A 13817-nucleotide genomic window follows, 5' to 3' on the forward strand; every position below is an offset into this window, starting at 1 on the left:
GCGTTTAATTCAACTGGACTATAAAGATTTTTTTATGCATAGAATTAAAATAATGGCCATAGCTTTAACCGTAGGGATTACTGTAAGTTGCGGGCAATACGTTGAAAGTCAAAATACAGACAAAGATGATGCTCCAAATGAAGTAAAAGCTACATTTCAAAATAAATATCCTGGAGAGAATGATCCAGACTGGCATATAGATTCAAATGGAAATTATGAATCACACTTTAAAATTGACGGTGTAAAGCATAGGGCAGATTTTAATCCCAATGGAGCTTGGATTGAGACCGAAGTGAGTATTGATAAGAATGAGTTACCAGAAGCTGTAATAAAGGTGATTAATGAGCAATTTCCAGATGAAAAGATAACAGAGATTGAGCGTGTGCAAAGTGCTGAGAAGGGACTGTTTTATGATGTTGAGTTTAAAAGAAAAGGCAAAAACAAAGATGTAGAGATTAATAAATTTGGAAAAATTATTAATTAATTGAAAACAATTTATAAAGCATAGAAGAGCCATCAAATAAGATGGCTCTTCTGTGTATAAAAACTCGTGGAAATTTCCCAGTTAATTTTATCAATAAATTATAGGAAGGACTTACTCAAATTCTCACATATAAGTAAAATCATAAACTCACCCTCTTAACTGATGAATTAAATCAAACAAGAACAGGCGTTCTTAATAATACCTTTTCTAATCTTTTAGAGTAATCTAGGAGTGCCTTAATTTCTTTAATGGTAGCTAAGCGTTCTTTACTGAAAATGAGAATTTGGTTTCCTCTAGACTCAATGTGATAATAGGGATTGCTTTCTAGAAAGTGTATAAGATCAACGGAGAAAAAATCTCTAATCTCATCATCATTTTCACCTATCAGGTAAAATCTATTTGAGAAATCTGAATGGCCAACAATATTTATATCTTTCCAGCCAGCAATCGCATAGAATTTTTCTAAGAATCCTTCCTTGTCTATTGTGAAGGTAGGAATACTTATAGGTAAGTCTATAGTGATCATTGTAGATCTAATAGTTTCTTTTGCTATGAACTCTCCTTCAGAGTAAATAATGTCAAAAAGATGTAATTTATTTTTTAAATCTTTAAACTCATTATAAGAGTGTTGAATATGCTTGGTTTCAAAATATAAAAATCTATAAAGATCTTCTACATCATTATTTTTATCTGGATGATATTCCAAGTCATAGTTAGACGCTACTTCTTCAAGAAGTAATTGTCTTTTTGTTTGACTCTTTGTAAATACTGTTGGGACTGGAATTATTTTTCTCAACGCAAAAGGATGCTCTGTATCTGCTCCGTGCATATCAAGTCCTACAATTTCAAAATGACCCCCTTTTTTTGAAAAAGCTTCTTGGAAATTATGCAGGTTTTCCATGACCGTATGGTCTACAAAATGGCATTTTGAAAAATCTACAATAACGTCTTGATTCTCAGGAATCGCTTCTAGTTGCTGTTTCAATTTGAAAAAATTTATAAAAGAACAAAAATGTTTTATGCTCACGTAATAATTTCCTTCTTTCTCTTGATAGACTAAGACATTTGGTTTAAAAATATTTCTAAAAAATAATCCTGCACTTTTATTTAATATGATATGGATAACTAGCGTAATAAGTATTCCAGCTAGTATACCAGAGATAAGATCTACAAAGAGGGTTGTAAGGAGAGTAGTAAAAAAAATAATCACTTGTTCTTTACCTATTGTAAACATATTCCGCACAACTTGTGGAGAAGCTAGTTTATATCCTGTGTACACTAATATAGCCATCAACGCAGGTAAAGGTATACGAGTAAGCTGTGTACTAAAGAGTCCTATGAAAATGACTAAAAATAGAGCATGAGCAAAATTAGCACTTCTATTAGATCCTCCATTATTTACATTAACAGAGCTACGGGCAATAACAGTCACCACGTTAAGCCCTCCTAAAAAGCCACTTCCAATTGTAGCTAGACCTAAGGCTTTTAAATCTCTATTAATATTAGATCGTCTTTTAAGAGGATCTAATTTATCTACAGCTTTTATGCTTAATAATGATTCAATACTCGCAATGAGAGTGAGTGACACTACACTCATCCAAAATGTGAATGATCCTATTTTTGTAAAGTCAGGTGTGGGTATTTCAGAAACAATCTCGAAGAGTGCGGGAATTCCTGTAAGCATATAAGCAGGGGAAATAGGATTGGGTTGATTTAAAAAAAGTTCATAATAATAACTAAATCCTATGGATATAATTACTATCCACATAGGTGCAGGAACTAGCTGAAAGTATTTATTACGAAGTTTATCATAAAACATCATAATGCATAAACTTAGAATTCCGAATGCTGCTGCAAATAGTAAGCCTTTGTCTTTATAAGAAAATACATTAATAATAGTATTTGGAATTTCCAATAAATAATCAACACTGCTGTCTCGATTAATTTTATTACCTAGCATGATATGAAACTGCTTTCCCAGGATAATAAGACCTATGGCAGCTAGCATTCCTTGTATTGCAGAGGAAGGGAAAAAATCTGCAAGTTTTCCCATACGCAAAAATCCAAGGGTCATCAAGATGATTCCTGAACATATAATTGCAGCATAGGTACTTTCTAAACCTAGTGCGGTAATGGCAATAAGTAAAACGCCTACTAATCCATTACCAGGTCCAGTGATTGTTATATGACTTCCCCCTAGTATGGAGACTAAGACGCCTCCTATAACAGCTGTAATAATACCTGCTATAGGTGGGGCTTCACTTGCCATTGCGAGTCCAAGTCCTAATGGTAAGGCTATAAGGCTAACAACAAATCCAGAGAAAATATTACGCGGGAGCGTTTTTATAAAATTTTGTGTACGATTTTTTTTTGGGCTCATCGTATAATTAAAACGTCTGTAGGTAGTTCTGTGAGAATATGCTCTATATCATGTGGGAATAGTCGGTCCCAGAATTTTGTTTTATTTGGCGCATTCATGACGAGTAGATCTGCTCTCACAACCTCTGCATAATGTCCAATAGAATACCCTCTTTTGCCAAAAATAGGTTGTGATTCTATAGTGATGGCTTTTTTATCATCTGGAGCAACCTCTGCAACAATTTTTTGGACACGACTGTCTTCACGTTTTATGAGTTTTTCTTTAGCAATTGCTGCTTTGCGTAAGGAGTTATCGTCATCTATATGAACATGTATTTCTTGCTCACGTATTTCTTCAACAACAGTAATTTTAGAAGCTCCTAGTTGATGAGCAACATAAAACGCATTTCTTACTGTTTTTTCGGTTTTAGGGTCTTCTAAGCCATTAACTACAATATGTTTACAGGGTATCCGGTCTACAGAAGGATTGATAAGTAATAAGACAGAGCACTTTGCTTTTCGAGTTATTTTACGAGCGATAGACCCTACATAATAGTTTACTAAATTTTCTCTTTGCAATGCGCCTATGATGAGCATGTCAATGCGTAATGAAGCAGATGCGCGCAATATTACTTCTGAAGGGTCACCTGGTGTAAAAACAGTTTCTGATACTAATCCATATTTTAAAAAAGGATCTAAAATTGTCTTGAAAGATTCTTTTTTATCGAGGGATTCCTCCCCTACATGAATAATAACAAGCTTAGCTTTTAAAAGAAGGCATAGTCTAGCAGCCTCAAACAAGTTAGCCTTAAGATTAGGAGAAAAAGTGGCACCAATGCCTATAACTTTAAATGGGTTGGGGTCCAAAGTGTTGTATAATACAATATTATTGCTGGGAAGATACCTATTTTATGTGGATAGAAAAAAAATTGCTTTCGCGAAAGCAGTATATCAAAAGTCATATATATCTAATGGGATAAGAGTGTCTGCATAAAGAACTGTTTAGTAGTTGCTTTGCATTTCTTTATATTGTAAAAATTGTTTTGGTGTAAGGTAAGATTTAATATTTTTATCTATCTGTGCTTTAATTTTTTTACGCTTAGCCAGTTTTTTTGACTCACTAATATTTTCATCATTAACTGCTATAAGTGACTTTTCAAAGCTTACTATTGTTTTTGCGACATCACGTTTTTGAATAGGAGTCATATTGAGATTTTGCGCCATTATATCTATCCTTTCATGCTGCTCTTCGGCAGAGAAAGACGATTTACTGTCTTGGGCTTGGATCGTTGCTATTCCAAGAGTAGAGAACATCAATACGGCTATACTTTTTTTCATTTATTAAATTTTATTTGAGAAGTAAATCTGTAACTAATTGTGTCGGTCTTCCAATAACGGCATTTTTTCCATCAATCACAATGGGACGTTCGATAAGTTTAGGATTTTCTATCATAGCTAAAATAATCTCATCATCAGAAAGGTTCTTCCCCTTATAAACATCTTTCCATACAGACTCATTTTTACGAGCAAGTTCTATAGGGATAATGTTAAGCTTTGCTAGGATAGCCTTTAACTCTTGCGTTGATAGTGGGTTTTCTAGATATTTAATAATTTCAAAATCTTTTCCTGATGCTTCAATTTCGGCTAAGGCTTGTCTGCTCTTAGAACAACGTGGGTTGTGATATATTTTTATCATAGTATTTTTTAGTTAAGATATTGTACAGTTAATACCTAAGCTTCTCAATTGTACAGCTAGTGTTTTTGAATTTATAAAATGAACTCCTTTTATCCCAGAGGCTTCACACCCCATTACATTTTTTAAACTATCGTCAATAAAAATAGCTTCTGAAGGGTTAATCTTATAACGCTCTAGCATAAGGTCATAAATATCTTTAAAAGGCTTTCTGGTTCCTTCATCTCCAGAGACCAAAATACCTTCAAACCATTGTAGCCATGGGAACTTTTTAAGAGCAATAGGGAAAGTTTCTCCACTCCAATTTGTGAGCGCCAGTACTCTATATTCAGGATTGTCTACGAGCTCCTTAAGGATCTTTAGTGTCCCTTCGTGAGCAAATCCCAGCATTTCTTCCCACCTTCCATAATACATACGTATATAATCTTCATATTCTGGAAACATAGCAATGCGCTCTTTTGTAGCTTTATCTAAGGAGTAGCCTGCATCTTGATTTACATTCCAATCCCAAGCACAAATATGATTTAAAAACCAGTCCATGTACTGCCGATCACCGCGAAACTCCTTTAGATATACATATTCAGGATTCCAATCTATGAGTACTCCACCTAGATCAAAAATGATCGTATTTATTTTTTTTTTTTTTGTCATAAGAGGGACATTACTTATTTTAACCCTAAAGATACGGGTTGTTCATCTTTTTCTTTCTGTAACATTTGCTTTACAATAAATAATAGCAACCAAGCAATTAAGGTAAGGACTAACAGCAAAAACCAAGTAGCATTAAAGCCAAATTTTTCTGTCATTTGCATACCACTATTATGACCAAAGATATGTGCCACAGAGAAAGACATGCTATACCACCCCATAAAAGCACCTTGTCTACCTATTTTTGACCGATTGAGTGCAAATTTATTACTAAAGGGAAAGGAGATCATCTCACCAAAGGTGGCAATAATCATCCCAATAACGACCACACCTACCCAAGTTTCCCAGAGAAGTAATAAAAAGCTCATACCAGTCATCACTAAACCTACTATAGTATTCTGGATATTTGAAAAATTTTTCCTTTCCATCCATGAAATTAACGGCATTTCAAAAATGACAATAATGGCACCATTAAGCGCAAGTATAAGTCCTATTTGATCTTCACTTAAAGCATACACATTTTTATAAAAAATAGGAACTGTAGAAAAGTACTGAACAAAGATGATCCCAAATAACGAAAGTGCTATTAAAAATAATATGTAAGGAACGTCTTTAGCCGGTGAGATGGGATTTTTTAAAGGAATTTCTTTATCAAGTTCTTTCACTTTCTTGGGATTCAAAACTTGAGACATCAATACCGCTGCTAGTATACAAGTGATACCATCTGTATAAAATAGAGCGTCATAACTTACTGTTGCAATTAATAACCCGCCAATTGCTGGCCCTGCAGAAAATCCTAAATTTATAGCTAGCCTTAAAAGGGTGAGAGACCTCGTTTTATTCTCTGGCTTTGAGTATGCACTTAAAGCAACAAAGAAAGCAGGCCTTCCCATATCTGCAATACCAATAAGAATAAAAAACGATAGGCACATCATCCAGAAATCTTCTACGTGCATCACCCACATAAAATTTACGCCAGTAAGAATTAGACTTACTAATATTACTTTATAGTAACCTATAATGTCACATAATTTTCCTCCAACCCAAGCCCCGCAAAAAGAACCTACGCCATAAGAAGTCATAACCCAGCCTACATCGCCTAGAGTGAACTCTAAATTCTTATTAAGATAAATAGATAGAAATGGAATCACCATGGCACCACATCTATTAATGAAAGTAATAAGTGATAACCACCATATTTCTGGAGAAAGTCCTTTAAAAGTGTTTAAGTATGTATGTAACAATGCTTTCATACGGAGCGTATATGATCGGTTTAGTCATTATTCACTAGAGATACAAAAATAAAATGTCCGACGCTGCGGTCGGACATTTTCGTATTGATATAACTTATTTAAGAATAGTCATAATACCCAAGCCCTACCTATACAAAAGGTACAATGCGAAGTGTATGTAATGACATAGTTCATTTGTTTAACTTTGATTTGATAAATCTAATAAAATTTAGATTAACAAATACGCTTTCGCGAAAAATTTAAACATCTATTTTTCTAATTATTAAGAGTTTATGTGGCTTTTTTTCGAAATCGTTATCGGAAAAGACCTATAATAACATAGGATAGCATGCAGATTTCTAGTAATTTGCAATGTAGCATTTTATCAAACATCATAAATTATGAAAAGATCATCAATAGCAGGTCAAGAGAGATTTATATTTCTAGTACTTTTTGTACTTGGTGTGTTTACTGTAGTGGGCCAAACTTCACAAACAGCATTGCAAAAAGACATCTCTGAAAAAGTTACTGCATTACTTTTAAAAATGACTTTAGAAGAGAAAATAGGTCAAATGAATCAGTACAATGGGTTTTACAATGTGACAGGACCCGCACCTAAGGATGGTGATGCTGCACGTAAATATGACTTATTGAGAAAAGGCTATGTGGGATCGATGCTTAATGTACGTGGGGTAGAAAATGTCAGAGCAGTGCAAAAAATTGCCGTAGAAGAAAGCAGGTTAGGTATACCCCTAATTATTGGGTTTGACGTAATACACGGGTATAAAACTATTGCACCCATTCCACTAGCCGAAGCCGCAAGCTGGGATATGGATGCCATACAAAAAAGCTCAGAAATTGCTGCAGCAGAGGCTGCAGCCTCTGGAATTAACTGGACATTTGCACCTATGGTAGATATTTCTCGAGATGCAAGATGGGGCCGCGTGATGGAAGGAGCAGGTGAAGACCCTTTTTTAGGAAGCGATATTGCGGCAGCTCGAGTGCGAGGCTTCCAAGGAGATGACTTAAGTGATCCACTTACTATTGCAGCTTGTGCAAAACACTGGGCAGCTTACGGATTTGCAGAAGCTGGAAGAGACTATAATAGGTCTGATGTAGGGACGAGTACATTGTTTAATGTTGTATTTCCACCATTCCAAGCAGCCAAAGAAGCGGGTGTGAAAACTTTCATGAATTCTTTCAATACACTCAATGGTATACCTGCAACAGGAGATCAGTTTTTACAAAGAGAAATCCTAAAGGATAAATGGGGTTTTGATGGATTTGTTGTATCAGATTGGGGATCTATAAGAGAAATGATTGCACACGGTTTTGCAAAAGACGGAAAAGAAGCAGCCCGCAAAGCAGTAATTGCAGGTTCAGATATGGATATGGAGTCTGATTTGTATGTTACAAAACTGGCGATGCTCGTCCAAGAAGGAAAAGTTGATGAATCTTTAATTACAGATGCAGCACGTAGAATCTTAACAGTGAAATATGAATTAGGTTTATTTGATGATCCATACCGTTACTGTGATGAAACGCGAGAAAAAGAAATAATTTACAAAGAAGAGTATCAAGATGTTGTACTTGACATGGCTCGTAAATCTATTGTTCTTTTAAAGAATGAAAATAATTTACTTCCATTAAAAAAGAGTGGTCAAAAAATTGCGCTAATAGGAGCCTTAGCAGCCGATAAAAGTAGTCCACTCGGAGGCTGGAGAATCGCTTCAGATGATGGTACGGCGGTGTCTGTAAAAGAAGGAATGGAAGCATATACAGGGAACTCATTGATGTATGCTAAAGGTGCAGATGTAGTAATTGGAGACGCAACATTTATTAGAGAGCTTACCATAAATGAAACAGATACGACCGCTTTCGCGAAAGCGGTATTTACCGCAAAAAATGCAGATGTGGTTGTGATGGTACTTGGAGAACATGGTTATATGTCTGGAGAGGGTAGAAGTAGGGCACAACTAGATTTGCCTGGCGTACAACAGGAATTATTAGAAGCTGTATATGCCGTAAATAAAAATATTGTGTTAGTATTAAACAATGGAAGACCACTTGCCATTGATTGGGCCGCAGAACACATCCCATCCATCGTGGAAGGATGGCAGTTAGGGTCGCAAGCAGGTAACGCTATTGCAGAAGTACTATATGGCGATTACAACCCATCCGGAAAATTACCAATGTCTTTTCCAAGAAGTGTGGGGCAAGTGCCTATTTATTATAATCATAAAAGTACGGGTAGGCCTGAAGATGCTGGTGATAATCTTGTATTCTGGTCACATTATGGAGATGAGAGTAACGACCCGTTATACGTTTTTGGACACGGATTGAGTTATACTACATTTGGTTACGATACCCTGAAGGTTGAAGCTAACGAAAATGGAGCAAATGTAACCGTTTGGGTTTCTAATGGTGGTGATGTAACTGGTAAAGAAGTAGTACAACTTTATATTCAAGATCCTTTCGCCAGTGTCACTAGACCGGTGAGGGAACTTAAAGGTTATGAGCTTATTACCCTTGAGCCCAACGAGAGAAAAAAAATAACCTTTAAACTTACGGGTAAGGAACTAGGATTTTACGACAATCAAGGAAATTGGTTAGTGGAGCCTGGAGATTACAATATTTTTGTAGGTAGTAGTTCTGCAACAAAGCTTAAAGGAAGTTTTGTGCTAGCTGAATAAACGATTACTGAGCAAGCTCTTCATACAATCTGAGTCTATTCTTGAGTTTTGTAACTTCATCTTTTAAAGCTCTTTCTTTATCTAAAAGATTGAAAACAATATCAATGCTTTCAAGGTTCATATTAAACTCATTGCGTAACCTTAAAATTCTTTCTAAGTGACCTAAGTGTTCAACATGAATACAGTGATGATGATCTACTATTTCAAATTGGATGAGATCCATTCTACCAATCTCGTCCATAAATGATATCTCAATGTCATATTTTGAACAAAGCGTAGTCGTGGGTATTAGTTTTGCGTTATCCATTATTTTCTAAGTTTTTGAAGTTCTTGAAATAACTCAATTTCTTTTTCACTGAGGTTTGTCGGGGTAATGATTTTATAAGTCACTATTAAATCTCCAAATTGACCGTCTTTTTTATAAACAGTAAATCCTTTTCCTTTCAATTTTACTTTAGAATCATTCTGAGTCTCTGGTTTAATTTTGAGCTTTACTTTACCGCTCAAAGTATCTAATGTAATTTCTCCACCCAGCATAGCTGTATATAAATCTAAGTCTACAGTTTGATAAAGATGCTTTCCATCACGCTTATAATCTGTATGATTATCTATAACAAACTTTATGTATAAATCCCCGTTAGGACCTCCATTATATCCCTCACTTCCTTTTCCACTTATTTTTATCACTTGGCCGTTCTCAACACCAGCTGGAATAGTAAGTCTTATTTTTTTACCATTAACTGTAAAAACTTGCTGCTGTGAAGTATAAGCATCTTTTAAACTTAATTTTAGTTCTGCATTAAAGTCCTCTCCCTTAAAAGAATTGAAACCTTGAGTTCTTGAAGAACCTGCTCCCCCAAACATGGACTCAAAGAAATCTGAATATTCAGCTCCTGAATACTGCTGTTGCCTTCCTTGCTGGCGATATTGTCTTTGCTGCTGCTGTTGGGCTTGTTCATAAGCCTCTCCTTGTTTCCAGTTTTCACCATAAGTATCATATTTCTTACGATTTTCAGGATTACTTAAAACTTCGTTGGCTTCGTTAATCTGTTTAAATTTAAGCTCTGCTTCCTTGTTATCTGGATTAAGATCAGGATGGTATTTTCTGGCAAGTTTACGGTAAGCTTTTTTAATATCTTTTTCGGAAGCATTTTTTGGAATGCCTAAAGTTTTATAATAATCTATGAATGACATTTGAAGAAATAATTTTTCTATTAAATTATGATATACAGTATCTGTAGTTATCTAATTACTAAATTATTAAAATAAGGCTGAATGTATAGAAATTTAGAAAAATTTACCATAGTGTTTAGTAAAACTTAGGAAGTAGTAAGGTGCTTTTATTATTGATAAATTTTCACGAATAGAAAACTACTTTAGTTGATACTCTAAACGAAAGCTGACATCAAAAAACTGTCAAAACCTCTCGAAATTAAGCTGATAATGCATAAATTAAAATACAAAATACACTTACTTTATCATTTACAGATACAAAAGAAACTAAAACATGGGAGGTCTACTTTAAGTACATAAAAACGAAGTAATTGCTTGTAGCCACTGCGCCGTATTTATTCTATTGTGGTCATAGGTTTGTGTAAGATTGTGAAATTGCAAGAATTTGCGATAAAGCATAACTTGTTTGCTTCTATATGTAATTTATTTGCTTTTTCGATCATAGCTCCATCTGTGATTTTAACTTTTGGATTGAGCGTAACTTTTGTGAATTTTCCACTTCCTTGGTCAGTTTCTTCCATAACTCCAGTTGCAGTGTCTAAATACTCTGTAACAATTATTTTATTTACAGAACATAAGTGTAAATAGAATAACATATGACAAGCGGACAATGAGGATAAAAAAAGATCTTCAGGATTATACTTTGTTTGATCACCTAAAAATGATGGATCTGATGAGCCATTAATTTTATCATATTTTCCGTCGGCTATGATTTCATGACTTCTATTATAAGCTTTATAATTTAAAGTTCCGCTACCTTCATTTCCTGTCCATTCAATATTTATTTTGTAATTGTGTTTTTTCATTGTTAAAGTTTATTGCTGAAAGGTTTAGTTATTCCTTGCATTGATAAAGATACATTTATAGAGCATACTCGATTGTAATATATAAACTGATTATTATAGAATATAGATTTTAGTATTGAGTGTTTTTATTGTAGAATTAAGGCTTATATTTCCGCGAAAGCGAACGTACTATTATTTTAAAAAAAGGAAAAATAATAGTAATCAAGCTCATAAATTTTGCACTAAGTCCGTAATTTAGATCCCTGCTATGGATTCAAAATTAGAAGTATATATTGAGGGGCTTAATGAAGCCCAGCGAGCGCCAACTTTGCATAAAGACGGAGCGCTTATTGTTATTGCTGGTGCTGGTTCTGGGAAGACACGCGTGCTTACAATGCGTATTGCATACCTAATGTCTCAAGGGGTTGATGCGTTTAATATTTTATCACTCACCTTTACAAATAAGGCAGCACGCGAAATGAAAAAACGTATTGCAGGTATTGTAGGTAGTAGTGAGGCAAAAAATTTATGGATGGGAACTTTTCACTCCATCTTTGCAAAAATCTTACGCTTTGAAGCAGATAAACTTGGGTATCCTTCTAACTTTACTATCTATGACACCCAAGATTCTCAGCGACTTATAAGTGCTATTATTAAGGAGATGCAATTGGATAAAGATGTGTATAAGTATAAACAAATTCAAAGTAGAATCTCCTCTTTTAAGAATAGCCTCATCACTGTTCGTGCTTACATGAACAACCCAGAACTCATAGAGGCAGATGCGATGGCAAAACGACCTAGGGTAGGAGAGATCTACGCAGAGTATGTTGATCGTTGTTTCAAAGCAGGAGCTATGGATTTTGACGATTTGTTATTACGCACCAATGAACTGCTCAATCGTTTTCCAGAGGTATTAAATAAATATCAAAATAGATTTAAATACATACTAGTTGATGAGTATCAAGATACTAACCATAGTCAGTATCTCATTGTCAAGGCACTCTCAGATAAATTTCAAAATATTTGTGTGGTAGGAGATGACTCGCAGAGCATCTATGCCTTTAGAGGGGCAAACATTAATAACATTCTTAATTTCCAAAAAGATTATGAGAATGTGGCAATGTATCGTCTAGAGCAAAATTACCGTTCTTCAAAAAATATTGTTGAAGCAGCAAATAGTGTCATAGAAAAAAATAAAACTCGACTCGATAAAACCGTATGGACAGAAAATGAAGATGGTGGGCAGATTATCGTGCATCGCTCTCCAACAGATGGAGAAGAAGGTCGCTATGTAGCAAGCTCTATTTTTGAAAATAGAATGAACCATCAAGCAAAAAATGGAGATTTTGCCATTCTATATCGTACAAATGCACAGTCTCGTGCAATGGAAGACGCCTTGCGTAAGCGAGATATTCCATACCGTATCTACGGAGGCCTCTCTTTTTATCAGCGTAAAGAAATAAAAGATGTTCTCGGTTATTTGAGAGTACTGGTTAACCCAAAAGATGAAGAAGCGCTCAAAAGAGTGATTAACTATCCTGCACGTGGAATTGGAGGTACTACGATAGATAAACTCACGGTGGCCGCAAAGCATTACAATCGCTCCATTTTTGAAGTCATGGAAAAAATTGAGCAGCTAGGCAGCTCGATGAACATTAATCGTGGCACACAGACAAAGCTCAAAAACTTTGTCACTATGATTCAAAGCTTCCAAATTCTTAATGAGGAGAACGATGCTTTTACGGTAGCAGAGACGGTTGCCAAGAAGACAGGTCTTCTACAAGAGCTTAAAAAAGATGGTACCCCAGAAGGAATTGCACGTATAGAAAATATTGAAGAACTACTCAACGGTATACGTGACTTTGTTGAGGAGCAAAAAGAACTAGCAGATACCACTGGGTCTCTAGCAGAGTTTCTGGAAGATGTTGCATTGGCTACCTCAATGGATAATGATACTGGAGATGATGATCGTGTTGCATTAATGACCATTCACCTAGCAAAAGGATTAGAATTTCCATTTGTATACATTGTGGGAATGGAAGAGGATCTTTTTCCTTCAGGTATGAGCATGAACACACGTAGTGAACTAGAAGAGGAGCGTCGCTTATTTTATGTTGCACTTACCAGAGCAGAGAAGCAGGCATATCTTACCTATACAGAATCACGTTACCGTTGGGGCAAACTAGTTGATGCAGAACCTAGCCGCTTTATAGAGGAGATAGACGATAAGTACTTAGACTATCAAACGCCTATGAACAGTTATCGCTATAAACCGTTGATTGATGCAGATATTTTTGGCGATATAGATAAGAGTAAATTACGTCTCAAAAAGCCTATAAGCGGTACGCCGCCTAGAGTGGGCAACCCTACATCTGATCAACTTAAAAAATTGCGTAAAATAAGACCTTCAAATAGTGATGCTCCTATGCCTTCACTTGCTGGTGACCTAGCTTCTGGAACTGTTGTGGAGCATATAAGATTTGGAAAAGGAATCGTAGTAGGTCTAGAAGGTAAAGACCAAGATCAAAAAGCTGAAATTAATTTTGAAAATGGCGGACTTAAAAAGTTGCTTCTCCGTTTTGCAAAGCTCAAGATTGTGGACTCGTAAAAAGATTATGCTTTCGCGAAAATGATATTACCTTCAGTGTATGCTGCTATTTCAAGTAGCAACACAAACCAAAATTTATAGTA

Annotated in this window: 12 protein-coding genes; 3 read left to right on the forward strand and 9 right to left on the reverse strand. The window is 35.3% G+C overall.

Going from position 1 to position 13817, the window contains the following annotated elements; translation table 11 throughout:
- Nucleotides 1-34: 34 nt before the first annotated feature.
- Nucleotides 35-484, forward strand: coding sequence for a PepSY-like domain-containing protein (locus OD90_RS01025; protein ID WP_261374439.1), 450 nt, complete (start codon nucleotides 35-37; stop codon nucleotides 482-484).
- A gap of 172 nt (nucleotides 485-656) precedes the next feature.
- On the opposite strand, the gene OD90_RS01030 is transcribed toward OD90_RS01025, so the two are convergent.
- From OD90_RS01030 to OD90_RS01055, 6 genes are all read right to left on the reverse strand, one after another.
- Nucleotides 657-2864: a SulP family inorganic anion transporter gene (locus OD90_RS01030; protein WP_144665429.1), complete on the reverse strand. Its 2208-nt coding sequence runs from the start codon at nucleotides 2862-2864 to the stop codon at nucleotides 657-659.
- Nucleotides 2861-3709, reverse strand: coding sequence for a universal stress protein (locus tag OD90_RS01035; protein ID WP_144665431.1), 849 nt, complete (start codon nucleotides 3707-3709; stop codon nucleotides 2861-2863). Before OD90_RS01035 ends, OD90_RS01030 begins: the two co-directional genes overlap by 4 nt.
- A gap of 135 nt (nucleotides 3710-3844) precedes the next feature.
- Complete coding sequence (locus OD90_RS01040; protein ID WP_144665433.1) at nucleotides 3845-4180, reverse strand: hypothetical protein; 336 nt, start codon at nucleotides 4178-4180, stop codon at nucleotides 3845-3847.
- Nucleotides 4181-4190: 10 nt separating this feature from the next.
- Nucleotides 4191-4538: an arsenate reductase (glutaredoxin) gene (arsC, locus tag OD90_RS01045; protein WP_144665435.1), complete on the reverse strand. Its 348-nt coding sequence runs from the start codon at nucleotides 4536-4538 to the stop codon at nucleotides 4191-4193.
- A gap of 12 nt (nucleotides 4539-4550) precedes the next feature.
- Nucleotides 4551-5186, reverse strand: a complete 636-nt coding sequence (locus OD90_RS01050) for an HAD family hydrolase (protein ID WP_144665437.1) — start codon at nucleotides 5184-5186, stop codon at nucleotides 4551-4553.
- A gap of 14 nt (nucleotides 5187-5200) precedes the next feature.
- Nucleotides 5201-6436, reverse strand: coding sequence for an MDR family MFS transporter (locus tag OD90_RS01055; protein ID WP_144665439.1), 1236 nt, complete (start codon nucleotides 6434-6436; stop codon nucleotides 5201-5203).
- 380 nt (nucleotides 6437-6816) lie between these two features.
- Between OD90_RS01055 and bglX the strand changes: the two genes are divergently transcribed.
- Nucleotides 6817-9108 carry a beta-glucosidase BglX gene (gene bglX / locus OD90_RS01060; protein WP_144665441.1) on the forward strand — a complete coding sequence of 764 codons (2292 nt, stop codon included), beginning with the start codon at nucleotides 6817-6819 and terminating at the stop codon, nucleotides 9106-9108.
- Nucleotides 9109-9112: 4 nt separating this feature from the next.
- On the opposite strand, the gene OD90_RS01065 is transcribed toward bglX, so the two are convergent.
- From OD90_RS01065 to OD90_RS01075, 3 genes are all read right to left on the reverse strand, one after another.
- Nucleotides 9113-9415 carry a chaperone modulator CbpM gene (locus tag OD90_RS01065; protein WP_144665443.1) on the reverse strand — a complete coding sequence of 101 codons (303 nt, stop codon included), beginning with the start codon at nucleotides 9413-9415 and terminating at the stop codon, nucleotides 9113-9115.
- On the reverse strand, nucleotides 9415-10302 hold the full coding sequence (locus OD90_RS01070) for a DnaJ C-terminal domain-containing protein (RefSeq protein WP_144665445.1): 888 nt from the start codon (nucleotides 10300-10302) through the stop codon (nucleotides 9415-9417). The genes OD90_RS01065 and OD90_RS01070 overlap by 1 nt, the downstream gene beginning before the upstream one ends.
- Before the next feature lie 374 nt (nucleotides 10303-10676).
- Nucleotides 10677-11147, reverse strand: a complete 471-nt coding sequence (locus OD90_RS01075; RefSeq protein WP_144665447.1) for an OsmC family protein — start codon at nucleotides 11145-11147, stop codon at nucleotides 10677-10679.
- Nucleotides 11148-11394: 247 nt separating this feature from the next.
- Here OD90_RS01075 and OD90_RS01080 point away from each other — a divergent pair, with 247 nt between their 5' ends.
- Complete coding sequence (locus OD90_RS01080) at nucleotides 11395-13734, forward strand: ATP-dependent helicase (protein WP_144665449.1); 2340 nt, start codon at nucleotides 11395-11397, stop codon at nucleotides 13732-13734.
- Nucleotides 13735-13817: the final 83 nt, after the last annotated feature.

Origin of the sequence: Dokdonia sp. Hel_I_53, from assembly GCF_007827465.1 — a bacterium.
GTDB lineage: Bacteria > Bacteroidota > Bacteroidia > Flavobacteriales > Flavobacteriaceae > Dokdonia.